At 65.6% G+C, this 22,305-nt stretch carries 23 protein-coding genes; 13 read left to right on the top strand and 10 right to left on the bottom strand.

What is annotated here, in order from left to right; all coding sequences use genetic code 11:
- Nucleotides 1–59 precede the first annotated feature (59 nt).
- The 6 genes from tsaD to WA237_RS02715 all read left to right on the top strand — a co-directional run bounded on the left by tsaD (nucleotide 60) and on the right by WA237_RS02715 (nucleotide 4,600).
- Entirely contained in the window at nucleotides 60–1,151 is a 1,092-nt protein-coding gene (gene tsaD, locus WA237_RS02740; RefSeq protein ID WP_336096595.1) for a tRNA (adenosine(37)-N6)-threonylcarbamoyltransferase complex transferase subunit TsaD, read from the top strand.
- Nucleotides 1,148–2,110, top strand: a complete 963-nt coding sequence (locus WA237_RS02735; RefSeq protein ID WP_336096594.1) for an NAD(P)H-dependent glycerol-3-phosphate dehydrogenase — start codon at nucleotides 1,148–1,150, stop codon at nucleotides 2,108–2,110. Before tsaD ends, WA237_RS02735 begins: the two co-directional genes overlap by 4 nt.
- The gene (locus tag WA237_RS02730; RefSeq protein ID WP_009812972.1) at nucleotides 2,104–2,373 is read left to right on the top strand and encodes a YciI family protein; all 270 of its coding nucleotides are present in this window, start codon (nucleotides 2,104–2,106) and stop codon (nucleotides 2,371–2,373) included. The genes WA237_RS02735 and WA237_RS02730 overlap by 7 nt, the downstream gene beginning before the upstream one ends.
- The gene (locus WA237_RS02725; RefSeq protein ID WP_336096593.1) at nucleotides 2,373–2,792 is read left to right on the top strand and encodes an EVE domain-containing protein; all 420 of its coding nucleotides are present in this window, start codon (nucleotides 2,373–2,375) and stop codon (nucleotides 2,790–2,792) included. The genes WA237_RS02730 and WA237_RS02725 overlap by 1 nt, the downstream gene beginning before the upstream one ends.
- Nucleotides 2,793–2,845: 53 nt before the next feature.
- On the top strand, nucleotides 2,846–4,117 hold the full coding sequence (locus WA237_RS02720; protein ID WP_336096592.1) for a tetratricopeptide repeat protein: 1,272 nt from the start codon (nucleotides 2,846–2,848) through the stop codon (nucleotides 4,115–4,117).
- Between the two features lie 84 nt (nucleotides 4,118–4,201).
- Nucleotides 4,202–4,600, top strand: coding sequence for a DUF1761 domain-containing protein (locus WA237_RS02715; RefSeq protein ID WP_370213122.1), 399 nt, complete (start codon nucleotides 4,202–4,204; stop codon nucleotides 4,598–4,600).
- 340 nt (nucleotides 4,601–4,940) lie between these two features.
- On the opposite strand, the gene WA237_RS02710 is transcribed toward WA237_RS02715, so the two are convergent.
- A complete protein-coding gene (locus WA237_RS02710; protein ID WP_336096591.1) occupies nucleotides 4,941–5,786 on the bottom strand; it encodes an enoyl-CoA hydratase/isomerase family protein in 846 nt (281 codons plus the stop codon).
- A gap of 304 nt (nucleotides 5,787–6,090) precedes the next feature.
- Here WA237_RS02710 and folE2 point away from each other — a divergent pair, with 304 nt between their 5' ends.
- Nucleotides 6,091–7,191 carry a GTP cyclohydrolase FolE2 gene (gene folE2 / locus WA237_RS02705; RefSeq protein WP_336096590.1) on the top strand — a complete coding sequence of 367 codons (1,101 nt, stop codon included), beginning with the start codon at nucleotides 6,091–6,093 and terminating at the stop codon, nucleotides 7,189–7,191.
- A gap of 102 nt (nucleotides 7,192–7,293) precedes the next feature.
- Here folE2 and WA237_RS02700 read toward each other — a convergent pair whose 3' ends face one another.
- From WA237_RS02700 to WA237_RS02690, 3 genes are all read right to left on the bottom strand, one after another.
- Nucleotides 7,294–7,770 carry a hypothetical protein gene (locus WA237_RS02700; RefSeq protein ID WP_336096589.1) on the bottom strand — a complete coding sequence of 159 codons (477 nt, stop codon included), beginning with the start codon at nucleotides 7,768–7,770 and terminating at the stop codon, nucleotides 7,294–7,296.
- Between the two features lie 171 nt (nucleotides 7,771–7,941).
- The gene (locus tag WA237_RS02695) at nucleotides 7,942–9,249 is read right to left on the bottom strand and encodes a polysaccharide biosynthesis/export family protein (RefSeq protein ID WP_442970244.1); all 1,308 of its coding nucleotides are present in this window, start codon (nucleotides 9,247–9,249) and stop codon (nucleotides 7,942–7,944) included.
- Nucleotides 9,250–9,438: 189 nt separating this feature from the next.
- Nucleotides 9,439–9,615 (bottom strand): twin-arginine translocation signal domain-containing protein, encoded by a 177-nt coding sequence (locus WA237_RS02690; RefSeq protein WP_009812963.1) that lies wholly within the window; start codon nucleotides 9,613–9,615, stop codon nucleotides 9,439–9,441.
- Between the two features lie 116 nt (nucleotides 9,616–9,731).
- Between WA237_RS02690 and WA237_RS02685 the strand changes: the two genes are divergently transcribed.
- Entirely contained in the window at nucleotides 9,732–10,841 is a 1,110-nt protein-coding gene (locus WA237_RS02685; RefSeq protein WP_336096587.1) for a pyridoxal phosphate-dependent aminotransferase, read from the top strand.
- Here WA237_RS02685 and WA237_RS02680 read toward each other — a convergent pair.
- Nucleotides 10,838–12,034, bottom strand: a complete 1,197-nt coding sequence (locus WA237_RS02680) for a pyridoxal-phosphate-dependent aminotransferase family protein (RefSeq protein WP_336096586.1) — start codon at nucleotides 12,032–12,034, stop codon at nucleotides 10,838–10,840. The two genes, WA237_RS02685 and WA237_RS02680, sit on opposite strands and share 4 nt — an antisense overlap.
- Nucleotides 12,035–12,236: 202 nt before the next feature.
- Here WA237_RS02680 and WA237_RS02675 point away from each other — a divergent pair, with 202 nt between their 5' ends.
- Nucleotides 12,237–12,920 (top strand): fused DSP-PTPase phosphatase/NAD kinase-like protein, encoded by a 684-nt coding sequence (locus WA237_RS02675; protein WP_009812960.1) that lies wholly within the window; start codon nucleotides 12,237–12,239, stop codon nucleotides 12,918–12,920.
- Nucleotides 12,921–12,923: 3 nt separating this feature from the next.
- On the opposite strand, the gene WA237_RS02670 is transcribed toward WA237_RS02675, so the two are convergent.
- The gene (locus tag WA237_RS02670; RefSeq protein WP_040618320.1) at nucleotides 12,924–13,223 is read right to left on the bottom strand and encodes an FtsB family cell division protein; all 300 of its coding nucleotides are present in this window, start codon (nucleotides 13,221–13,223) and stop codon (nucleotides 12,924–12,926) included.
- A gap of 126 nt (nucleotides 13,224–13,349) precedes the next feature.
- Between WA237_RS02670 and WA237_RS02665 the strand changes: the two genes are divergently transcribed.
- On the top strand, nucleotides 13,350–14,972 hold the full coding sequence (locus WA237_RS02665; RefSeq protein WP_336096585.1) for an acyl-CoA dehydrogenase family protein: 1,623 nt from the start codon (nucleotides 13,350–13,352) through the stop codon (nucleotides 14,970–14,972).
- A gap of 120 nt (nucleotides 14,973–15,092) precedes the next feature.
- Here the strand turns inward: WA237_RS02665 and WA237_RS02660 are convergent, their stop codons facing one another.
- On the bottom strand, nucleotides 15,093–15,986 hold the full coding sequence (locus tag WA237_RS02660) for a fructose bisphosphate aldolase (RefSeq protein WP_336096584.1): 894 nt from the start codon (nucleotides 15,984–15,986) through the stop codon (nucleotides 15,093–15,095).
- Nucleotides 15,987–16,087: 101 nt separating this feature from the next.
- Nucleotides 16,088–17,272, bottom strand: a complete 1,185-nt coding sequence (locus tag WA237_RS02655) for a phosphoglycerate kinase (RefSeq protein ID WP_336096583.1) — start codon at nucleotides 17,270–17,272, stop codon at nucleotides 16,088–16,090.
- 129 nt (nucleotides 17,273–17,401) lie between these two features.
- On the opposite strand from WA237_RS02655, the gene WA237_RS02650 reads away from it, so the two are divergent.
- The 3 genes from WA237_RS02650 to WA237_RS02640 are packed head-to-tail and all read left to right on the top strand — an operon-like array spanning nucleotide 17,402 to nucleotide 19,246.
- The gene (locus WA237_RS02650) at nucleotides 17,402–17,908 is read left to right on the top strand and encodes a peptidylprolyl isomerase (RefSeq protein WP_040617854.1); all 507 of its coding nucleotides are present in this window, start codon (nucleotides 17,402–17,404) and stop codon (nucleotides 17,906–17,908) included.
- Complete coding sequence (locus WA237_RS02645; RefSeq protein WP_336096582.1) at nucleotides 17,901–18,452, top strand: peptidylprolyl isomerase; 552 nt, start codon at nucleotides 17,901–17,903, stop codon at nucleotides 18,450–18,452. Before WA237_RS02650 ends, WA237_RS02645 begins: the two co-directional genes overlap by 8 nt.
- Nucleotides 18,453–18,460: 8 nt before the next feature.
- Nucleotides 18,461–19,246, top strand: a complete 786-nt coding sequence (locus WA237_RS02640; RefSeq protein WP_336096581.1) for a DUF4336 domain-containing protein — start codon at nucleotides 18,461–18,463, stop codon at nucleotides 19,244–19,246.
- 57 nt (nucleotides 19,247–19,303) lie between these two features.
- On the opposite strand, the gene WA237_RS02635 is transcribed toward WA237_RS02640, so the two are convergent.
- A complete protein-coding gene (locus WA237_RS02635; protein WP_336096580.1) occupies nucleotides 19,304–20,842 on the bottom strand; it encodes a trimethylamine methyltransferase family protein in 1,539 nt (512 codons plus the stop codon).
- A 244-nt stretch (nucleotides 20,843–21,086) separates the two neighbouring features.
- Nucleotides 21,087–22,289, bottom strand: a complete 1,203-nt coding sequence (locus tag WA237_RS02630; protein WP_336096579.1) for a pyridoxal phosphate-dependent aminotransferase — start codon at nucleotides 22,287–22,289, stop codon at nucleotides 21,087–21,089.
- Nucleotides 22,290–22,305: the final 16 nt, after the last annotated feature.

Below are 22,305 nucleotides of genomic sequence, written 5' to 3'. Positions count from 1 at the left end.
TTGTTTGCGCGTCGTCCCGGTGTTACCTGCCATGGGACAAGACCGCAACGGGCAGACCGATGAGCGACACCACGACCATACTCGGAATTGAGAGCAGTTGCGACGACACTGCGGCGGCGATTGTGCGCGTCGGCGGGGCTGTGCCGGAGATCCTGTCATCGGTGGTCGATGGGCAGACGGAGCTGCATGATGCCTATGGCGGCGTGGTGCCCGAGATTGCGGCGCGCGCCCATGCCGAGAAGGTCGATCTTTGCGTGCGCGCGGCGCTCGATGCGGCGGGGATTGGCCTTGGCCAAGTGGATGCGGTGGCGGTGACCGCCGGGCCGGGTCTTATCGGCGGGGTGATGTCGGGGGTGATGTGCGCCAAGGGGATTGCCGCCGGGGCGGGGCTGCCGCTTATCGGGGTGAACCATCTGGCGGGGCATGCGCTGACGCCGCGGCTCACCGATGCGGTGGAGTATCCTTATCTCATGCTGCTGGTGTCGGGCGGGCATTGTCAGTTCCTTCTCGTCGAGGGGGCGGAAGAGTTCACCCGGCTCGGCGGCACGATCGACGATGCGCCGGGCGAGGCCTTTGACAAGGTGGCGCGGCTCTTGGCCTTGCCGCAGCCGGGCGGGCCGTCGGTCGAGGCGGAGGCGGCGCTTGGCGATGCGGCGCGGTTCAAGCTGCCGCGGCCTCTGTTGGATCGGCCGGGCTGTGACATGTCGTTTTCCGGGCTGAAGACCGCCGTGCTGCGCGCCCGCGATGGCGAGATGCAGGAGGGCCGTCTGTCGCGCCGGGTGCGGGCCGATATCTGTGCGGGGTTTCAGGCCTCGGTCTGTGATGTGCTGGGCGAAAAGACGCGCCGGGCGCTCGAGATTTATCTGGAACAATCGCCGGCGCGCCCGGTTCTGGCGGTGGCGGGCGGGGTGGCGGCCAATGGGCCCATTCGCGCCCGGCTCATGCAGGTGGCCGAGGCGGCGGGGGCCGCGTTTGTCGCGCCGCCTCTGCGGCTCTGCACCGATAATGCGGCGATGATCGCCTATGCGGGGGCCGAGCGGTTTGCGCTTGGGCATCGCGATGGGATGGATCTGGCGGCGCGGCCACGCTGGCCGCTCGACAAGGCGAGCCCGGCGATGCTCGGCTCTGGCAAGAAAGGGGCCAAGGCATGATCGGAGTGATGGGGGCGGGGGCGTTCGGCACGGCGCTGGCGGTGTCGCTGGCGGCGAAAGGCCCGGTGGTGCTGGCGGCGCGGACCGAGGCGCAGGCGGAGGAGATCCGGCGCGCGGGCGAGGTGGCGCGGCTGCCCGGTGTGACATTGCCCGAGGCGGTGCAGGTCGGGGCGGGCGTTGCGGCGCTGGCCGGTTGCGACATCATCTTGTTGGCGGTGCCGACCCAGAAGCTGCGTGCGATGCTCATGGACGCGGGCGGGGTGTTTGACGCCAAGACGCTTGTCGCCACCTGCAAGGGGGTCGAGCAGGGCAGCCAAAAGAGCCCGTCGCAGGTCATTGCCGAGGTCTGTCCCGAGGCCATGGTGGCGGTGCTCACCGGGCCGAGCTTTGCCGCCGATATTGCGCGCGGGCTGCCGACGGCGCTGACCCTCGCCTGTGCCGACCGGGCGGCGGGCAAGGCGTTGCAAGAGGCGCTCAGCGTGGCGCATCTTCGGCTCTACCGGAGTGAGGATGTGACCGGGGCCGAGCTTGGCGGGGCGCTCAAGAATATCATCGCGATTGCCTGTGGTGCGGCGGTGGGCGCGGGGCTTGGCGAGAGCGCGCGGGCGGCGCTCATGACGCGGGGCTATGCCGAGATGGCGCGGATGGCCGAGGCGATGGGGGCGCGGGCCGAGACGCTTGCCGGGCTGTCGGGCTTTGGCGATCTGGCGCTCACCTGCACGTCGGAACAGTCGCGCAACCTGCGCTATGGGCTGGCGCTTGGCCGGGGCGAGGCGTTTGACAGCGGCGTCACGGTGGAGGGTGCGGCGAGCGCGCCTGCGGTGGTGGCGCGGGCCGAGGCGCTCGGCATCGAGATGCCGATCACGCGGGTCGTCGTCGGCCTCGTGTCGGGACAATTGCGCGTCGCCGGTGCGATGGATATGTTGCTCTCACGACCATTGAAGGAAGAAAAATGCTGATCGCTCTTATTGGCCGGGACAAGCCCGGTGCGTTGCAGGTGCGGCTCGACAATCGGGCGGATCATGTGGAGTATCTCAAGTCGTCCGGGGCGGTGAGCCAAGCCGGTCCGCTTCTTGATGAGGCGGGGGAGATGTGCGGCTCGCTCGTGGTGCTCGATGTGGCGGATATGGCAGAGGCCGAGGCCTGGGCTGCGGCGGATCCCTATGCCAAGGCCGGGCTCTTTGCGTCGGTCGAGCTCGTCCCGTGGAAGAAGGTCATCTGATGCGCTACTGGCTGTTCAAGTCGGAGCCTGCGACCTGGAGCTGGGAGGACCAGCAGGCCAGGGGAGAGGCGGGCGAGGAATGGGACGGCGTGCGCAATTACCAGGCGCGCAATTTCATGCGCGAGATGGCGGTCGGGGATCGCGGGTTCTTCTACCATAGCCAGACGGAAAAGGCGGTGGTGGGCATTGTCGAGGTGATCGCCGAGGCCCATCCCGACAGCACCAGCGATGATCCGCGCTGGGAGTGTGTCGATATCCGGGCGGTGGCGCCGGTGGCGCGGGCGGTGACGCTCGACGAGATCAAGGCAGAGCCGCGGCTGGCGGAGATGGCGCTGTTGCGGCAATCGCGCCTGTCGGTGCAGCCGGTGCGCGAGGCGGAATGGCGGATCGTCTGCGAGATGGCCGGGGTGGCGCCCTGAGCCGGTAAGACAGGGCGCGGCATTTGTGCTAGGATGGGGCGGAGGGACGCCCCATGAAAGATCGCTATGACAACAGGGTTTCGACCGGATCAGCGCGGGCGCGGGATGCCTATGTTCTCGGGTTGGATCGGTTTCTCGGGGCGGAGCTGGGCGTCGAAGAGGCGCTGAGCGAGGCCATCGCGGAAGACCCGGATCTGGCGCTGGCCCATGTCACGCTGGGCCGCTATCGGCAGGTGATGGGGGACCGGGCGGGGGCACAGGCGGCGATGGAGGCGGCCCGGGGCTGTGGTCGCGAGCTTAGCCCGCGCGAGGCCGGGCAGGTGGCTATTTTCGACATGTTGATCGCTGGCAAGTCAGCGGCGGGCTATGAGGCGGCGCGGGCGCAGCTGCGGGAATATCCGCGCGATGTGCTGACGGCACAGGCCTGTCTCGGGGCGCTGGGGCTTATCGGGTTCAGCGGCCGGGCCGGGCGCGAGGCGGAGAACCTGGCGCTCGCCGAGGAGCTGGCCCCGGCCTATGGCGCGGATTGGTGGCATCAGGGGCTCTTGGCCTTTGCCCAGCTCGAGACCGGGCAGCTCGACCGGGCCGAGGGCAATATCACCGCCTCGCTGGCGGGCAATCCCCGCAATGCCCATGCCGCGCATATCCGCTCGCATCTGTTCTATGAACGGGGCGAGACCGACGCGGGCTATGGGTTCATCACCGCGTGGCGGCAGGGCTATGACCGCCGCGCCCAGATGCATTGCCATATCTCGTGGCATATCGCGCTCTGGGCGTTGGAGCGTGGCGATGTGGACGAGATGTGGCGGATCATCGACCGCGATGTCGATCCGCGCCAGAGCTCTGGCCCGCCGATCAATGTGGTGAGCGATCTGGCGGCGGTGCTCTACCGGGCCGAGATGGCGGGGGTCGAGGTGCCACAGGCGCGCTGGCAGGTGATCGCGGATTACACGGCGGCGCATTTTCCGAAACCGGGGCTGGGCTTTGCCGATATGCATGGGGCGTTGTCCTATGCGATGGCGGGGTGGCCGGAGGCGCTCGACCGGATCATCCAAGGCGCCAAGGGGCCGGCGGCCGATCTGGTGCGCGACCTGGCCGAGGCCTTTGGGGCGCTGGCGGCGCAGGATTGGGAGCGGGCGGATCATCTGCTCACCCGGAGCCTCGCCGATCATGCCCGGATCGGCGGCAGCCGGGCGCAGCGCGATCTGATCGAGTTTGCCTCGCTCATGGTGCTGTTGCGGCTGGGCCGGAAGCGGGAGGCGCGCCGTCAGTTGGCAATGCACCGGCCCCGGATCGCGCTGCGCAATTCGCTGGCCGGGATGTGAGGCTGGGGGCACGGGGCCACGGAAACACTGGACCGGGGGGCGAATTGGGGACAGTCTCGGGGGAGGTCATAGAGGAGAGTGGATATGGTGGCGTGGATTTCGGTCATTCTGGCGACGGTGGCGGCCTTTGCCCTGGGGGCGGGGTGGTATGGCAAGCTGTCGGGGCCGTGGATGCGGGCGGCCAAGGTGCCGGTGGGGGCGGATGGCAAGCCCAAGGGCAGCTCCAACCCGATGCTTTATGTGATTGCCTTTGGGCTGCAATTGCTGGTGGCGGGGATGATGCGCCATGTCTTTGCCCTGTCGGGGATCGACAGTATTTTCGCCGGTCTGGTGGCGGGGCTCGGGATCGGGCTGTTTTTCATCACGCCTTGGATCGCGCTCAACAATCTTTATAGCCAGCGGCCCGTGACGCTGACGCTGATCGATGGCGGCTATGCGGCGCTGGGCTGTGCGGCGATGGGGGCGGTGCTCGGGCTGTTTTGAGCGGTCCTGTGCTGTTTTAGCCGGAGTTCAGACATGTCAGCGGAGGGTTCGGCGCCGATCGCTGAACCCTCCGCTGCCCCACGCGCACCCGTCTCCCACGCGCGTAAACAATGCCTTTGAAGGTTCGGCCATCCTGGTCCGAATAGGATGAGGATAGCGCGGAAGGGGTGCGGCTGGCAAAGGCTAAGTCCCTAAAACACCGTTCAAATTGAGGCGGGCCCCGGGGATGCCGCGCGGCCTTTCCGGGCAGAGTCCGTTTGAGGGAGAGGCCATTTAGGGGGGTGTCAGGGGAGAGGCCGCAGTCTCGCGCGTGCGGCCTCTTGTTTCGGCGAGCACCCGGTCAGGTGATGTCTTGCACCTTCATGACGAGATCGCCCCAGTTGCGCTGATTTTCGATGTCATGTTCGAGGCCTTGGTCGTCGGCGATGGTGAACCGCTTGATCGCGGGGGTTCTGCTCGTCGCCTGATAGAGCCAATAGGCCTCCGCCTTCAGCGCCTCGGCGATGGGGGTGTCGATGGATTCGTAGACCATCTGTTTGCAGGCGTTGATGGAGGCGGCGGGGAATTGGGCGATGCGATGCGCCAGGGCATCGACATAGGGGCCGATCTCGTCGGGGTCCAAGGCCTTGTTGATCGTGCCGAGCCGTTCCGCATCATCGGCGTCGTAATCCTGTGCGCTCAGGATGATTTCCAGCGCCTTGCCGAGCCCGGTCTGACGGGCCATGCGCGAGGCACCGCCGCCGCAGGGCAGGATGCCCATGCCCACTTCCATCTGCATGAATTTGAACTTGCCAGGCGCGGCAAAGCGCATGTCGAGGGCAAGCGCCAGTTCATGGCCGCCGCCCCGGGCAAAGCCTTCGAGCTTGGCGATGGTGGCCTGGGGGACCTTGCTGATCCGTTCGCAGACGGCCTGCAGGTCGAGCAATTCCGCCTCGTCGCGCGAGACCGGCTCTTGCGACATGTCCTTGAGAAGTTCGGTGTCGTAATGGCAGACCCAGATTTCGGGGTTTGCCGATTGGAACACCACCACCTTGACCGCGCGGTCCCGTTCGAGCCGCATGGCGAGGCTGTTGAGGTCCGCCAGCATCTGTTGGCCCTGCACGTTGACCGACCCGAAATCGAAGGTGACGGTGGGGATGGCCTCTGTCACGTCGACGGTGAAGGTTTGGAAATTCTCGTATTTCATGGTCTGTCCTCCGATGGGGAAACCGCCGGGCAAGGCGCTGCGCGGTTGGGTTTGGGCGGGGGGATGGGCCGCCTGACGAGGGAGGTTATTCAGTGGGGAAATTATATAAACTAGGTGAATACCTATTTAGAATTCCGAAATGGGATATAATTTTGGGGCCGCTCGGTGGGGGCGGCGGGGGGCTTGCGGGTCCTGCAGGGGCCGGGATGTGACGTGTTCGGAGGGGCTATTGTCGATTCATCGTTAGCTTTTTGCTGACCGACACCTTATGTAGATCGGGTTTCTTGCATTGGGAGATAGGCCCATGAACATGCACCCGAGCCATGTCCAGAGCTCGCCGGATCGTGATGACGCGCAGGATGCGCTCGACACGTTGCGGACATGGGCCATGTCGGCCACGCCCGAAGAGGTGGCCGATCTCGACCCGGCGGTGGCGCGTCTTCTGCCGGGGCAGGAAGTGTCGAATTACCCGGCGCTCGCCCGCGCCTATCCCGAAGAGTTCGAGGTGGATGACGCCTATCGCGCCACCATGCCGGATTTGCAGAACGGGCCGACCTCGCTCATCCGGGGGGCGCGGCAGCAGTTGCAGCATGTGGGGATTTCCAATTTCCGCCTGCCGGTGCGGTTTCACCGCCGCGATGAGAGCGACCTGACGCTCGAATCCTCGGTCACCGGGACGGTGAGCCTCGAGGCGGGCAAGAAGGGCATCAACATGTCGCGCATCATGCGCAGTTTCTACAAACATGCGGAAAAGACCTTTAGTTTCGAGGTGATCGAAGCGGCGCTCGACGATTACATCACCGATCTCGACAGTATCGATGCGCGCATTCAGATGCGGTTCTCCTATCCGATGAAGATCCGGTCGCTGCGCTCGGGGCTTGAGGGCTATCAGTACTATGATTTCGCGCTCGAGCTGGTCGAGACGGAGGGGGTGCGGCGCAAGTTCATGCATCTCGACTATGTCTATTCCTCGACCTGCCCCTGTTCGCTCGAGCTGTCGGAGCATGCGCGGCGGGAGCGGGGGCAGTTGGCGACGCCGCATTCGCAGCGTTCAGTGGCGCGGATTTCGGTCGAGCTGGTGGGCGAGGATTGCCTGTGGTTCGAGGATCTGATCGACCTCGCGCGGCGGGCGGTGCCCACCGAGACGCAGGTGATGGTCAAGCGCGAGGACGAGCAGGCCTTTGCCGAGCTCAACGCGGCGAACCCTATTTTTGTTGAGGATGCGGCGCGTCTGTTCTGCAAGGAATTGCTGGCCGATGGCCGGGTGGGCGACTTCCGGGTGGTGGCGAGCCATCAAGAGAGCCTGCACAGCCATGACGCGGTGAGCATCCTCACCGAGGGCCCGACCTTTGCCGCGCAGAGCCTCGATCCGAAGCTGTTCAACACGCTGTTTCACGTCGGTTAAACGTCGGTATTCCGTCGGTGACACGGCGGTGTTGTGCGTTTTTCGAAACGACACGGACTTAGCGAAACAGATCCTTCGCCTGCTGCTCGGGCTGAAGCCGTTTCAGCGTTTGGAAACCCAGTCGAACGTTCTTTGCCGCTCAGAAAGATAAAAATCCCGGATGCTCATGCCACTAGGTACCTTTATGCCTGTGTCGTCCAAGCCTTTTTGAAACCCTGAAAGAATATTGTCTGTTATGCCTTGAGTTGTCTCAACTAAAGAGGTGATCGCTGGCATGCCTTGAGTGTGTGCGTAATCGACAATCTGCGACAACGGAATTTTTCTGGTCATGTGTTGATACCACTTGTCGTCAGCTTTTAGGATGCCGCCGGCTTCAGCCAATTCCCTATAGTTAACGGGGCGCTTGTCTGAAGCCGCTTGAATTAAGAACTCAATTCCGGCCTGAAAGTTGAACGCCTTATTCCGGCGGGCTTGCTCCTCGACAGCCGCCTTGGCCAAGGGAGCGTCTAGCTTCTTCTCTCGACGGTGGTTTTCAATAAGGTTCTGAATCTGTCGATCGGTCTTTGCGCTTAGGTCCATAAAATACGTCCTTGTTCGAGAATGAGTGTAGAAGAGATTTTTTCAATTATCGGTAAGAAAAGCCTGGCGTTCGCTCCCAAGCAAGAATTTTCATTGTTTCAGGATAGGACAACGAAAAAACCCCGGCGCGGTGGCCGGGGTTTTTTTGCTGTTTGGATGTCCTCGGCTGGCCTAGTTGGCGGCCAGGGTGGCGCTGCTGGTCAGGAGGCTCGGGACGAGCTGTTGCACGACGCGGTTCCATTTGGTGATCGGCTGTTCCGAGAGGAAGACCACGTCATTGGGGCGCATCTGGAACTTGGTGGCGAGGACCAGATTGGTGGCGTCGCGGTAGTTCAGATTATAGGCGGTGATCCGGTCGCTGCCGGGTTGCCCGCGCAGCACGTAGACGCGGGCCGGGTTGGCCGTCATGTTCTGCGAGCCGCCGTTTTCAAAGAGCGCATCGGCGAGCGAGGCGGTCTTGCCGAAGGGCAGCGGGAAGCGGCTCGGGGTTTTGACCTCGCCGGTGAGATAGACGAAATCACGATCCACCGAGTCCAGTTCGAGCCGTGACAGGAAGTTGCTGCGGGCCTCTTCGAGGGCGCTGCGGCGCAGGTTCATGGCGCTGTTCATCTGGTTGAGCGCGTGAATCTGGGCGTCCTGTTTATAGGTGGCCAGGGCGATCTGTTCGGTGAAGAAGGCCTGTGCGTCTTCGAGCTCGAACGTGGTGTCGACAAAGATCGAATCGCCCGCCGCGAGCCGGGTTTTCTGAACCCCGGGGCGTTTGAGATATTCGGTCAGCGGCACTTCGTAGAGCTCGCCGTCGCGGTAGAGGCGGATGAGCGTGTAATCCTCGTCGCGGGTCGAGATGCCGCCCGCCGCCGCCAGCGCCTCTTCGAGGGTGAGCGAGACGAGGGTGATCGGAACCACGGCGGGTTTGGACACTGCGCCGCCGACCGAGACGCGTTTCGAGTTGAACTCGGACACTTCGAGCGAGAAGGACGGGTCCATCTGGCTCGAGATCAGGCGTTGGAAGACCTGCGCTTCGGCCTCTTCGAGGGTCAGGCCCGCGACCTTGATACGGCCCACGTCGGGCACGGCGATGGCGCCGTCATCCTGCACGGTATAGCCTTGGCGGCGGTTCTGGGCGGCCAAGAGCCCCGACAGTTCCTCGACCGTGTTGCCCGCGTCCGGCGAGCTCAGCAACAGGACATCGCCGACACCGACCCGGTAGGGCACGACAGGGGCGCTTGGCGGGGTGCGCATGGGCAGGGCGGTGGGTTTGATCTGCCGGTCGACCACGGGTTCCGGCGAGCTGCCGACGCCATAGATGCCGGCATCGGTGCCAGCGGTCTGAAAGAAGGCGGCGGGCAGCGTTTTCGGGGTGTAGGTGGAGCGGTTGGCACTGGCGACGGTGGCAGCGTCGAGCCGGACAACATCCACATTTGGCGAATTTGCCGGCACCTTTGGGCTAATATAGGCAACACCACATCCGCTGACCATCAAGGTCAAAGCTACCAACACCACGAATCTCATTCCGAACATATCCCCCGATAATTCCCTAGCCAGTTGCCAGAGAACCGGCGCAGGTTTCAAGCCCTCGGCCTAACGGAAAGGCCCAAGGATGGGGTTTTTGTCACAAATAATTTCCCGCATAGGTGGAAATCCGCGGGCCAACATCGCCTGTGGTGTTCAGGGCACGAGCCGCTCGACCGCGCGCATGGCGCCCAGGGATTTGTCGTAGACTAGCGTCAGGATGCGTTTTCCGCCCAGATGCGGGGCGAGCCGGGTGGTGAGGGTCGGCAGGGCGCGGGTCGCCCCGGCGGCGCAGGTGGCGGCGATAAAGCCGCGTCGGGTGAGCTTGGGCATCGGGTCTCCTCGGCCTTGGATCACACAGTAGAGCTATGGGGCGGCAGGGGCTGTTTCAAGCCTTGGCCTGCGCGAGGCTCTTGCCGGAGGGGCGCGCATGGCGCTATCTCAGGGCCATGACACATGCACGTTTTACCCGCCTCGCCCAATCCCTTCCCGCCTCGGTGCCTTTTGTCGGCCCCGAGGAGCAGGAGCGCACGCGCGGCGCGCCCTTCGACGCGCGGCTCGGGGCGAATGAGAATGTCTTTGGTCCGTCGCCCAAGGCGATTGCCGCGATGCAGGCCGAGGCGGTCGAGATCTGGAAATATGCCGATGCCGCGAGCCATGATCTGCGCGCGGCGCTGGCCGGGCATCTCGGCATCGAGATGGGCAATATCGTCGTGGGCGAGGGTATTGACGGGCTCTTGGGCTATCTCGTGCGGCTGCTCATCGAGCCGGGCGATGCGGTGGTGACCTCGGACGGGGCCTATCCCACGTTCAACTATCATGTGGCGGGGTTTGGCGGGGTGCTGCACAAGCTGCCCTATCGCGACGATCACGAGGATCTGCGCGGGCTGATGGCGTTGGCGCGGGAGAGGGGCGCCAAGCTCATCTATTTCGCCAATCCCGACAATCCGATGGGCAGCTGGCTCAGCGGGGCGGATGTGGTGGCGGCGCTCGAGGATCTGCCCGAGGGCTGTCTGTTGCTGCTCGACGAAGCCTATATCGAGTTTGCGCCCGAGGGCACCGCCGCGCCGGTCGCGATCGAGGATGAGCGGGTCATTCGGATGCGGACCTTTTCCAAGGCCTATGGCATGGCGGGGGCGCGGATCGGCTATGCGCTCGGCTCGGCCGGGGTGATCCGCAATTTCGAGAAGATCCGCAATCATTTCGGCATGGGCCGGGTGGCGCAGGCGGGGGCGCTGGCGGCGTTGCAGGATCAGGACTGGCTGCGCGAGATCTGTGACAAGGTGGCGGCGTCGCGCGAGGCGATTGCGCGGATTGCCCGCGAAAACGGTCTCGAGCCGCTGCCGTCGGCGACCAATTTCGTGACGGTGGATTGCGGCGCGGATGGCGATTTTGCCCGTGCCGTTCTGGGCGGGTTGGTGGCGCAGGGGGTGTTCGTGCGGATGCCTTTCGTGGCGCCGCAGGATCGCTGTATCCGCATCAGCTGTGGCACGGAGGCGGATCTGGCGCGGCTGGCCGAGGCGCTGCCGGAGGCGTTGCGGCGCGCGCGCGGCGGTTAATCCGCCGCCAGCGCCCGTGCCGCCGCCGAGACGCCGCCCGATCCATGCGGGATGTCGAGCGCGGCGAGCCCTGCCTCGATCGCGCCGAGCGCGCCCAGCACCATATGCGCATTGACGTGGCCCATATGGCCGATGCGGAAGAACCCGTCGGCGGCGGGGGTGCCCTGTTCGGCCATGCCGAGCCCGATGCCAAGGGTGACGCCGGCCATCTCTTCGGTCCAGCCGCGCAGGCGGCTGGCGTCGGGAGCGGTGAGCGACACGGCGGTGACCGCGTGGCTGCGCAGCGCGGGATCGGAGATGTTGAGCCGCATCGCGCCGTCGCGTGCCCAGCAGTCGGTGGCGGCCCAGATCGCGCCGGCGAGGCGGGCGTGGCGTTGCCAGATCGCGTCGAGCCCCTCTTGGCGGATCATGTCGAGGGCCACGCGCAACCCGTAGAGGTGATGGGTGGGCGCGGTGCCGCCGAAATATTGATAGACGGCCTCGGGCTTGGCGCGGGGGGTCCAGGACCAATAGGGGCTCACCCGGTCGAGCCGGGTTTGCACCGCATCGGCGCGGTCGTTGAACCAGACAAAGCCGAGACCGGGGGGCAGCATCAGGCCCTTTTGGCTGGCCGAGACCATGACATCGACGCCCCAGCGGTCCATTTCGAACCGCTCGCAGCCGAGCGAGGCGATGCAATCGGCCATGAGGAGCGCCGGGTGACCGGCGGCGTCCAGCGCGGCGCGAACGCTGGCGATGTCGTTGCGCACGGTGCTGGAGGTGTCGACATGGGTGACGAGCACGGCTTTGATGTCGTGGGTCGTGTCGGCGCGCAGCGCGGCCTCGATCCGGTCGGGGTCGATGGTGGCGCGGTTGCCGAAGTCGAGCAGATCGACCTTGGCGCCCATGGCCTCGGCATGGCGGCCCCAGCCCAGCCCGAAATGGCCGGTGGCGAGCACCAGAACCCGGTCGCCGGGGGCGATGGTGTTGGCCAGCGACGCCTCCCAGGCGCCATGGCCATTGGCGATATAGATCGCGACATAGCCGTCGGTCTGGGCCACATGGCGCAGATCGGTGGCGAGCCCGTCCATCATGTCCACGAGCTCGCCCTGATAGATATTGGGGGCGGCGCGGTGCATGGCGCGCTGGACCGCGTCGGGCACGACCGATGGCCCTGGAATGGCGAGATAGCTGCGCCCCTGTGCAAACCCCATATCACTGATCCTTCTGACAGATATTGCGGGCGACTTTAGGCACCGGGCGGGCAAGGTCAATCGCTGTTGCGGCAAGGCAGGCGGGCCAGTGCGGCGGGCGGGGCGCGGGCGGTGCGCGGGGCGGCGTGCAGGGAGGCCAAGCTTGCCTCTGGGCGGCGGGACGCCTACATGGGGCGCGAACACTACAAAGGCTCGGGACCTCATGACGGTATTTTCACGGCTCAAGACTTGGGAAGCCAATCTGCGCGCCAGCTACAACACCGATCTCAGCACGCCCGAGAACCGGCGCCGCGCCCATATCTATAACCTGTGGTTCGATCACGCGATCCTGCGCACGGTCTGGACCAATTTCTTTGAGGTGGCGCCGGGGGTCTGGCGGTCGAACCATCCGACGCATCGGCGGTTTGAAAAGCTCAAGGCGATGGGGTTTCGCAGCGTGCTCAACCTGCGCGGATCGGGCGGGGCGGCGCATTACCTGACCGAGGTGGAGAGCTGTGAAAAGCTCGGGCTGACGCTGGTCAATGTGACGCTGCACGCGCGCTATGCCGCGCCGCGCGAGGATATCCTGACGTTGCTCGAGGCGTTTCGCCAGATCGAGAAACCCTTTGTCATGCATTGCAAATCGGGGGCCGATCGGGCCGGGTTTGCCTCGGCGATCTGGCTTCTCGTCATGGAGGGGCGGCCGGTGTCCGAGGCGCGGCGGATGCTGAGCTTTAAATATGTTCATATCCGGCGCTCGAAAACCGGGGTTCTCGACCATATCCTCGATGTCTATGAGGCGCGGCAGGCCGAGACCGGCATCGGCTTTGAGGAGTGGGTGCGCCAGGAATATGACAATGAGGCCCTCCAGCGCGAGTTCGAGGCGACCTACAAGCCGTGGTTCTGACCGTTAGCGGATGACGATTTCGTCGCTGCGCATCAGGCCGAGCACATCACGGGCCTGCTGATCCAGCAGATCGAGATCGAGATAGCTGTCCGACAGGCGCCGAGTCAGGTTTTCCATCCGGGCGACCTGAGATTCGAGCGCTTCGAGCCGGGCCTCGAGGGCGCGGGTCTCGGCCTCGATCTCGGCGCGGCGGAACAGGCCGAAATCGCCCTGCACCGCGGCAAAGGTGAAATAGAGCCCCAATGCGAATGTGATCGCGAAATAGATGAGGACGCCCATGGCGGGCGGCTTGCGAATGCTCACGGTATCTGCCTCGGTTTCATGCCTCTTGTCGGGCAACAGATGCAAAGTGCCATATCGCGGGGCGCTTGTGAATCCCCTTTCCAAAACATGGGGCTGGCCTGTAGCATTCCAGCAAGGGGGACGATCATGCGCCATTTGCCCGCCCAGACCATGAGCGACACCCATGAGGTGACGAACCAGCCGCCACCGCGCGGCAACCGCAGGCTTTGGGCCGATGATCCGGCGCTGCGCGATCATGCGGCGGCGGCGGGGGCGGATAGCGAACAGCTGTCGGACTATGGCGCGTTGATGGGCCATGCCGAGGCGGCGGTGGCGGCGCGCGAGGCGCGGGATTATCCGCCACAGGCGCGGATTTTCGACGCGGGCGGGCGGCGGCTCGACGAGGTGCGGTTTCACCCGTCTTATCATCAACTGCTGGAGGCGGGGATCGGCGCGGGCTATGCGGCGCTGCCCTGGGAGGGGCGGCCGGGCGGTCATGCGACCCATGCGGCGATGGTCTATCTCACCAGTCAGGTCGAGCCGGGCATCTGCTGTCCGATGACGATGACCTATGCGGCGGTGCCTGCGCTGCGCTCGGATGCGACACTGTTGCGGACCTGGGTGCCCAAGCTCACCTCGCGGGTCTATGACGGGGCGGCCAAGCCGCTGGCGCGCAAGCCCGGCGCCACCATGGGCATGGCGATGACCGAAAAGCAGGGCGGATCGGATGTGCGGGCCAATGCGACCCGGGCGGTGGCCGAGGGCGAGATGTATCGGTTGCGCGGGCATAAATGGTTCTGCTCGGCGCCGATGTCGGACGGGTTCTTGATGCTGGCGCAGGCGCCCGGCGGGCTCAGCTGTTTTCTGGTGCCGCGCTGGCTCGACGAGCGGCGCAACGGCATCCATCTGCAGCGGCTCAAATCCAAGCTCGGCAATCACGCCAATGCCTCGGCCGAGATCGAGCTGGTCGATGCCTATGGGCATCTCCTGGGCGAGGAGGGCGACGGGGTACGGGTCATCCTCGACATGGTGCATCACACGCGGCTCGATACGGCGCTGGCACCGGCGGGTCTGATGCGGGCGGCGCTCGATCATGCGTGGCATTGGGCGCGGCATCGGCAGGTGTTTGGCCGCGGTCTCGCCGATCAGCCGCTGATGCGCACGGTGCTGGCCGATCTGGCGCTCGATTGGGAGGGCACGCTGGCGCTCGGCCTGCATATGGGGGCGGCGTTCGACCGCGATGACGAGGCGTCGCGCGCCTTTGCCCGGCTCGGCGTGGCGCTGGCGAAATATCTCGGCAACAAGTTCTGCCCCGGGGTGGTTTATGAGGCGATGGAGGCGCTCGGCGGCATGGGCTATGTCGAGGACACCGAGCTGCCGATGCTCTACCGCGAAGCGCCGCTCAACTCGATCTGGGAGGGCTCGGGCAATGTGATCTGCCTCGATGTGCTGCGCAGCCTGCAGAAACTGCCGCTGGCGGGCGAGGTTCTGAGCGCCGAGCTGAGCGAGGCGACGGGCCAGTCGCGGGCCTATGACACGGCGCTGCGCACCCATATGGAGCGGTTCACCCGGCTGCCTGACGAGGGCGAAGCGCGCTGGTATGTCGAGAGCCTTGCGACGCTGCTCACGGCGTCGGTGCTCATCCGGCAAGCGCCGGGGCCGATCTCGGACGCCTATTGCGCTACCCGTCTTGGCGGTGCGCGCGGGCGCAGCGCCGGGGCGGTGCAGGGGCTCGACACCGGCGCGATCCTCGCGCGGCTGGGCGGGTAATTTCACCCGCGCATGAAAAAGCCCCGGTCGGAGAGGGTTCCGCGCCGGGGCTCTTTCTGGTTTCAAATACCCATTGCGCGACAGGCGCTCGGGGTCGGCCGTGGCGATTAGCCAGCCACCTTAGCCAGCGACGGAGGCGTCATAGATGCTCTGCACCGTGGCATCGAGCGTCGCGTTGAACTCGGCGTCGCTCTGGCTGGCCGAGAGGCCTTCGGTCAGGGCGCGGGAGAAGCTGGCGATCATGCCGGTGTTTTGCGACAGGCGGCTGTTGGCCTCGTCGCGGCTATAGCCGCCCGAGAGCGCCACGACGCGCAGCACGCGCGGGTGGTCGACCAGCGGTTTGTAGAGGTTCGCGGTCTCCGGCAGGGTCAGCTTGAGCATCACGTCGCGGCCTTCGGGCAGGGCGTCGAGCTGGGCCTTGATCTCGGCCAGGAGTAGGTCTTCGGCCTGGGCCTTGTCGGCGATCGAGATGGTGACCTCGGGTTCGATGATCGGCACGAGGCCCTTGTCGAGAATCTGGCCGCCCACTTCGAATTGCTGGGCGACGACGGCTTTGATGCCGCTCGGCGAGGCGGCGTTGATGACCGAGCGCATCTTGGTGCCGAAGATGCCCTTGTCATTGGCGCGGTCGAGCAGCGCGTCGAGATCGGGCATCGGTTTCATCATCTGCACGCCGTCGGTCTCGTCGGCGAGGCCCTTGTCAACCTTGAGGAAGGGGACGACGCCGCGCTCTTCCCAGAGATATTGCGCCGAGGGCTTGCCATCCATGACGCGGTCCATGGTCATTTCAAACAGGATCGCGCCGATGATCCGGTCGCCGGTGAAGGCCGGGCTCGAGGCGATGCGGGCGCGCATGGCGTGGATCATGTCGAACATCTCGGCTTCGCCCGAATAGGCGTCTTCTTCGACGCCATAGAGGCGCAGGGCCTTGGGGGTCGAGCCGCCCGATTGGTCCAGCGCTGCGATAAAGCCTTTGGCGCTGCGGATCTGCTCTGCCTGACGTGTCTTCGACATGGATGATATCCCCTCGTTACCTTTGCCCCCGCTTCTAGGCGAGCGGGACATGCGTTGCAATCTTGGTGGCGCTAACGCCTGTTGTGTTGGTGGTCCGGCGCTCAGCCGCCGAGCGCCGCGACGCCGGGCAGGGTCTTGCCTTCCATCCATTCGAGGAAGGCGCCGCCGGCGGTCGAGATATAGGTGAAATCCTCGGCCGCCCCGGCCTGATTGAGCGCCGCCACCGTGTCGCCGCCGCCGGCGACCGAGATCAGCCCGGCTTCGCGGCTCAGCCGTGCGGCCTCTTGCGCGGCGGCATTGGTGGCGGTGTCGAAGGGGGCGATTTCGAACGCGCCGAGCGGGCCGTTCCAGATCAGCGTCTTGGCCTTGGCGAGGACGGCGGCGACGCGGGCGACGCTTTGCGGCCCTGCGTCGAGGATCATCGCGTCTTCGGGGCAGGCATGGGCGGGGACCACTTCGTTCTCGGCCCCGGCGGCAAATTCGCGGGCGACGACCACATCGGCGGGGAGCAGGATTTCGCAGCCTGCGGCGCCGGCCTTGACCATGATCTGACGGGCGGTGTCGGCCATGTCATGTTCGCAGAGCGAAGCGCCCACGTTGAGCCCTTGCGCCGCGAGAAACGTGTTGGCCATGCCGCCGCCGATCACCAGATGATCGACCTTGTCGACGAGATTGCCCAGGAGGTCGAGCTTGGTCGAGACCTTGGCCCCGCCGACCACGGCCACGACCGGGCGTTCGGGCGCGCCGAGTGCCGCCTCGAGCGCCTGCAGCTCGGCCTGCATCAGGCGGCCGGCGCAGGAGGGCAGGTGTTCGGCCACGCCTGCGGTCGAGGCATGGGCGCGGTGGGCGGCGGAAAAGGCGTCGTTGCAATAGATGTCGCCGAGACCCGCAAGGCGGGCGGCGAACTCGGGATCATTGGCCTCTTCGCCGGGGTAAAAGCGGATGTTCTCCAAGAGCAGCACTTCGGCGGCGCGGGCCTCGCCGGTGAGGTTCTCGGCGCCTTCCAGCGTTTCGACAAAGCCCACCTTGTGGCCGAGTGCCGTCTCGAGCGCGGGCAGCACGATGCGCAGCGACATGTCGAGCACGACCTTGCCCTTGGGGCGGCCGAAATGGGCGATCAGCACCGGGATGCCGCCTTGCGACAGGATATGTTCGACGGTGGGGGCAATCCGTTCGATGCGGGTGGCGTCGGTGACCTTGCCGTTTTCCACCGGCACGTTGATATCGACCCGGGTCAGCACACGCTTGCCCGCCAGATCCATGTCATCAAGGGTTTTCCAGGCCATCTGATACCTCTTACGCCGCGATTTCGCGCCTCTCATGGCGCGAAGCCGCCGGGGCGTCAACACCTCTGCTTGGCAATCGCGCAGCAAAGTCATACCTATCGGGACAAGAGATATATCAAGGAGGGCCCCATGGCCGAGATCAAAGACCCCGAGAACACCATCCTGATGGAACTGAAAGACGGCACCGTGACCATCGAGCTGCTGCCCGATGTGGCGCCGGGCCATTGCGACCGCATGAAAGAACTGGCGCGGTCGGGTGCCTATGACAACGTGGCCTTTCACCGGGTGATCGACGGCTTCATGGCGCAGACGGGCGACGTGGCCAATGGCAATATGGAAAAGGATTTCAACCTGCGCATGGCCGGGACCGGCGGCAGCGACCTGCCCAATCTCAAGGCCGAGTTCTCGGGTGTTCCGCATGACCGTGGCACGCTCGGTGCGGCGCGCAGCCAGAACCCCGACAGCGCCAACAGCCAATTCTTCATCAACTTCAGCGACAACCATTTCCTGAACCGTCAGTACACGGTCTATGGCCGCGTCATTTCGGGCATGGAACATGTCGATGCGATCACTCGTGGCGAGCCGCCTGCGAGCCCGGACCGGATGATCAGCGTCAAGGTTGCCGCGGATGCATAAGGCCCTTATCGCCGCGCTCGGCGTGGTTCTGGCAGGTCCGGCGCTGGCCACCGGCATCGATATCGAAGTGGCGGGCGAGGCCAATGGCACCGTCTCCATCGATCTGTTTGAAGATGTGGCTCCGGCGCATGTGGCGCAGATCACCGCGCTGGCCAAGGACGGCGCCTATGACGGGGTGGTGTTCCACCGGGTCATGGACGGGTTCATGGCGCAGACCGGTGACGTTCGGTTTGGCCGCGAGGGCGATACCTCGGGCCGGGCCGGGATGGGCGGCAGCGATCTGCCGGACCTCAAGGCCGAGTTTTCGGACCTGCCGTTCGATCGTGGTGTCGTCGGCATGGCGCGGAGCCAGAGCCCCGACAGTGCCAACAGCCAGTTCTTTATCATGTTCGAGCCGGGTCATTTCCTCAATGGCCAGTACACGGTGATCGGCAAGGTGACGGCGGGTATGGAGGTGGTCGACGCGATCAAGCGCGGTCAGGGCCAGTCCGGTGCGGTGCCGGGCAAGCCCGACGTGATGACTTCGGTCACGGTCACCGAGTAGGGGCGCGCGTGACCGGCTATGCGCCTCTCGATGTGCCCAAGCCCGTCGCCGACGGGATCTGGATCATCGATGGGCCGCCGGTCACCTGCCGCCGGATGCCGCACCCGACACGGGCGGTGGTGATCCGGCTTGAGACGGGCGGGCTGTGGGTGCATTCACCCACGGCCTGGACCCCGGAGCTCGGTGCCGAATTGGAGGCGCTGGGCAGGGTGGCGCATCTGGTGGTGCCGAACCCGCTGCATACCACCCATATCAGCGAGTGGCAGGCGCACTATCCCGAGGCAGAGACCTGGGGGGTAGAGGCCGCCGTCACGCGGGCCGCGCGGCAGGGGCAGAGTCTGCATCTCGATCATTTGTTGGAGGCGCCGGTGCCCTGGGCGGGCGAGATCGGTCAGCTTTTGATCGCGGGCAGCCGTCGCCACACGGAATATGTGTTTTTTCACAAAGCGAGCCGCAGTCTGATCCTCACCGATATTCTGCAAAGCCTCGAGACCGCGCATCTGCCGGTCTGGATGCGGCCGCTGGTGTGGTTTTCCGGGGCGGATGACAGCGATGGCCGAATGCCGAGCATGCTGCGCCGGGCCTATGGCGACAAGCGGGCGCTGGCGGCGTCGCTGCGCGAGATGATCCGCTGGGCGCCGGCGCGGGTGCTTTTGGCGCATGGGCGCTGCTATATGAAGAATGCGCGTGGCGAGCTGGAGCGCGCCTATCGGCGGGAGCTGCGCAAGGGGCTCTGGGATGAGGTGGCCGAGGCGGCGGCGAAGGCCGAGGTGACGGAGCAGACCAAGGAGTGAGCCCGCAGCCCAGCGATGGGCAGAGGAAGGGGGTGGCCCCCTTCCTCCTGTTTGGGGTTACGCGGGCAGGTGGATGTTGAAGGCCGCCCGGATTTTCGCGTCCACTTCGGGATCAAACCGTGCAGCGGCGCGGCGCGACAGGATATCTTCCTTGCGGGCGATGGCCTTGGCCACGAGGTTGGGCTTGCCGATCTCGGCCCATTCCTTGGGTGAGGTGCGGTCGCCCAGCGCCGGGTATTGGTAGTCCGATTGCATCCGCGCCAGCGTCTGATCGGTGCCGAGGTAATGCCCCGGCCCGCCAAGACAGACCTGCCGCATCTGGTCGAGCGCGAGGGTTTCGTCGGTGACCTCGATGCCGCGCACGCAGCGCAGGGCGTGGCCGATGAGATCGTCCGACAGGATCAGCGATTCGTGGCAGAAGCCGAGGAGCGAGGCGTGCATGCCCGCCGCCTCATAGACCATGTTGAGCCCTGAAAGACCGGCCATGACGTTCGAGCACATGGCCTCCCACCCGGCCTGCATGTCGGGCAGCTTGGCATCGGTGATGCCGCCGACCGCGCCGCCGGGCAGCCCGTAGAAATGGTGCATCTGGGCGCAGGCCGAGCTCAGCAGTGCCTGTTCGCCAGAGCCGCCGGTCATCGCGCCGGTGCGCAGGTCGAGACCGAAAGGCCAGGTGCCGAAGATCGCCGGGTGGCCCGGCTTGACCGCGTTCACATAGACCAGACCGGCGAGGCATTCGGCGGTGGCCTGCACCACCGCGCCGGCGATGGTCGAGGGGGTCGTGGCGCCGGCCATGCCCGCCGACAGCAGCAGCACCGGCATGCCGCCGTTGATGCAGTTTTCCATGACCTGACAGGCTTCGGTGGCGAATTTCATCGGCGGCACGACGAAACAGTTCGAGTTCGACACGAAGGGCCGGGCGCGCCAGGCCTCTTCGCCGCCCGCGATCAGGTGCAGCAATTCCAGGGCGGAATGGACGTAATCGGGCTCGGTGAAGGAGGTGCCGACATGTTTGAACGTGCCGGAGGTGCAGGCATAGACCGTGTTGAGGTCCATCTCGCGGTTGTCGGGGATGTCGCGGGCGACCATCGGACGCTGTACGAAATGGATGTTGTCGAGCGTGTCGCAGATGCGGGCCGCGTCGTGGAGGTCCTGCACGGTGCTGTCGCGGTAGTTCTGGCCGTCGATGTCGACCATGCTCACCGCCGCGCCCGCAGTGCCGTAATGGACGCGGTTGCCCTTGAGCAGGAGATCGTGGCGCGGGTCGCGGCCACAAAGGGTGATTTCCTTGGCGGCCTGTTGCAGCGCCGCGTCGACCACCGCGCGCGGGAAGCGCAGCCGCCCGTCATCGCCGAGTTTCACGCCGACGCGGGTCATATGTTCGATGCCCGAGGGCGGCGCATCGGCGAGGCCGATGGTTTCCAGCGCCTCGATGGCGGCTTCGTGGATGGTTTCGATCTGTTCTTGGGTGAGCACGCCGTAGCGGCCGCCCTCCATGCCGGGGCGGATCGAGCGCAGTTCATCGGTGACGGGGGCTGCGCGGCTGGCGCGACGGGCGGCACGGCCACCGGAGCGGCGAGTTTGCATCTGGGTCATTGGGGGTCCTTGGGAAGCGAGATTGCGTGAGGTCTGAGGTCGGTGTCAGACCGGCAATGGCCGCCCGCGCGCTGCCCGTCCGCGGGCCGCGCCTATCGTGTAGATTACCAATGCGATCTTGCTGCATGGGCTCATGAATCGGTCACTCCAAGCCGAATGATCCCGATTTGGACGCCATGCGCCGGGGGCAGTCTGTCCCATTCGCGACAGATGTCGCAAACAGGACAGGTTTGGAGATTTTTCGTTACTGCGCGGGTTCTGCGTGTTGCGCGGCGAGCTCTGCCGCCAGCTCGACCAGCCGCGCGACCGCCGCGACGAGCAGGTCATCGGCGACGGTCAGCGCCACGCGGACATGGCCGGCGGCGGCCTGGCCAAAGCTTTCACCCGGCATGACGGCGACATGGTGCCGGTCGAGGAGCCGGTCGGCAAAGGCTTCGCCGCTGAGCCCGGTGCTGCGGATATCGACCATGACATACATGGCGCCATCGGCGGGGATCGGGCGGGCGGCGTTCTGGCCCTCCATCTGCGCCATCACCAGATCGCGGCGGCGGCGGAAGGGTTCGGCAATCTGCTCCTCGAAGGCTGGGCCGAGATCGAGGGCAAAGGCGGCCGCGTGCTGAATATAGCCCGAGATGCCATAGGTCGTATGGGTCGCGAGATTGGCCATGTGGGCGATGGCCTCTTCGGGGCCGACGACCCAGCCGACGCGGCTGCCGGTCATGGCGTGGCTCTTCGACATCGAGCCGATGACCAGTGTGCGCTCGGCCATGCCGGGCAGGGCGCGGGGCGACAGGTGATCGCCGTTCCAGACCTGGGTGTCATAGACCTCGTCCGACAGAAGCCAGAGGCCCTTGTCGGTGCAGATTTCGGCGATGCCTTCGAGCGTCTTGCGGGTGTAGACGACGCCGGTCGGGTTGTTCGGCGTGTTGACCAGCAGCGAGCGGGCGTTGCCGGCCTCGTCGGCCGCGCGGGCGATATCTTCGGGCTGCGGCTGAAACCCGTGGCGGGGCCGGGCCTCGATGGCGCGGGGGATGGCGCCGACGGTGCGGATCGTGCCGGGGTAGGTGGTGTAATAGGGATCGATATAGAGCGCCGTGTCGCCGGGATCGCAGATCGCGTGATGGGCGGCAAAGAGACCGCCCTGACCGCCGGGCACGATGAGCACATTGGCAGGGGTGGTGGGCACGCCGGTGCGCTCGCTCAGCCGGGTGGCGATGCGGTCCTTGAGCTCGGGCTCGCCGTCGAAGGTGGTGTAGCCGGTGTGGCCCGCATGGGCGAAGCGGTGCAGCGCGTCGAGGATCTGGGCATCGGTGCGGATGTCATGTTCGCCGATGGTGAGCATGGTCACCTCGGTGCCGTCGCGTTGCATCCGGCGCGCCTTGCGATAGATGTCCCACCCGTCCGAACCGCCGCCGGTCAGACCCGTGATCGTCTTGGAATAACGCATCGCGATGCCTCCTCAA

The organism is Roseovarius sp. CH_XMU1461 (assembly GCF_037027165.1).
GTDB lineage: Bacteria > Pseudomonadota > Alphaproteobacteria > Rhodobacterales > Rhodobacteraceae > Roseovarius > Roseovarius nubinhibens.
Note: the sequence above shows the minus strand (reverse complement) of the source record. Positions and strands in the feature narration are given on the sequence as shown.

What these genes read in the sequence shown, in the direction of transcription:
- WA237_RS02630 (WP_336096579.1), bottom strand. Translation starts at nt 22,289, where the DNA reads ATGCGTTATTCCAAGACGATCACGGGTCTGACCGGCGGCGGTTCGGAC.
- WA237_RS02645 (WP_336096582.1), top strand. Translation starts at nt 17,901, where the DNA reads ATGCATAAGGCCCTTATCGCCGCGCTCGGCGTGGTTCTGGCAGGTCCG.
- WA237_RS02695 (WP_442970244.1), bottom strand. Translation starts at nt 9,249, where the DNA reads ATGGTCAGCGGATGTGGTGTTGCCTATATTAGCCCAAAGGTGCCGGCA.
- WA237_RS02675 (WP_009812960.1), top strand. Translation starts at nt 12,237, where the DNA reads ATGACGGTATTTTCACGGCTCAAGACTTGGGAAGCCAATCTGCGCGCC.
- WA237_RS02655 (WP_336096583.1), bottom strand. Translation starts at nt 17,272, where the DNA reads ATGGCCTGGAAAACCCTTGATGACATGGATCTGGCGGGCAAGCGTGTG.
- WA237_RS02690 (WP_009812963.1), bottom strand. Translation starts at nt 9,615, where the DNA reads ATGCCCAAGCTCACCCGACGCGGCTTTATCGCCGCCACCTGCGCCGCC.
- folE2 (WP_336096590.1), top strand. Translation starts at nt 6,091, where the DNA reads ATGAACATGCACCCGAGCCATGTCCAGAGCTCGCCGGATCGTGATGAC.
- tsaD (WP_336096595.1), top strand. Translation starts at nt 60, where the DNA reads ATGAGCGACACCACGACCATACTCGGAATTGAGAGCAGTTGCGACGAC.
- WA237_RS02650 (WP_040617854.1), top strand. Translation starts at nt 17,402, where the DNA reads ATGGCCGAGATCAAAGACCCCGAGAACACCATCCTGATGGAACTGAAA.
- WA237_RS02700 (WP_336096589.1), bottom strand. Translation starts at nt 7,770, where the DNA reads ATGGACCTAAGCGCAAAGACCGATCGACAGATTCAGAACCTTATTGAA.
- WA237_RS02710 (WP_336096591.1), bottom strand. Translation starts at nt 5,786, where the DNA reads ATGAAATACGAGAATTTCCAAACCTTCACCGTCGACGTGACAGAGGCC.
- WA237_RS02680 (WP_336096586.1), bottom strand. Translation starts at nt 12,034, where the DNA reads ATGGGGTTTGCACAGGGGCGCAGCTATCTCGCCATTCCAGGGCCATCG.
- WA237_RS02635 (WP_336096580.1), bottom strand. Translation starts at nt 20,842, where the DNA reads ATGACCCAGATGCAAACTCGCCGCTCCGGTGGCCGTGCCGCCCGTCGC.
- WA237_RS02725 (WP_336096593.1), top strand. Translation starts at nt 2,373, where the DNA reads ATGCGCTACTGGCTGTTCAAGTCGGAGCCTGCGACCTGGAGCTGGGAG.
- WA237_RS02720 (WP_336096592.1), top strand. Translation starts at nt 2,846, where the DNA reads ATGAAAGATCGCTATGACAACAGGGTTTCGACCGGATCAGCGCGGGCG.
- WA237_RS02660 (WP_336096584.1), bottom strand. Translation starts at nt 15,986, where the DNA reads ATGTCGAAGACACGTCAGGCAGAGCAGATCCGCAGCGCCAAAGGCTTT.
- WA237_RS02665 (WP_336096585.1), top strand. Translation starts at nt 13,350, where the DNA reads ATGCGCCATTTGCCCGCCCAGACCATGAGCGACACCCATGAGGTGACG.
- WA237_RS02730 (WP_009812972.1), top strand. Translation starts at nt 2,104, where the DNA reads ATGCTGATCGCTCTTATTGGCCGGGACAAGCCCGGTGCGTTGCAGGTG.
- WA237_RS02735 (WP_336096594.1), top strand. Translation starts at nt 1,148, where the DNA reads ATGATCGGAGTGATGGGGGCGGGGGCGTTCGGCACGGCGCTGGCGGTG.
- WA237_RS02685 (WP_336096587.1), top strand. Translation starts at nt 9,732, where the DNA reads ATGACACATGCACGTTTTACCCGCCTCGCCCAATCCCTTCCCGCCTCG.
- WA237_RS02715 (WP_370213122.1), top strand. Translation starts at nt 4,202, where the DNA reads ATGGTGGCGTGGATTTCGGTCATTCTGGCGACGGTGGCGGCCTTTGCC.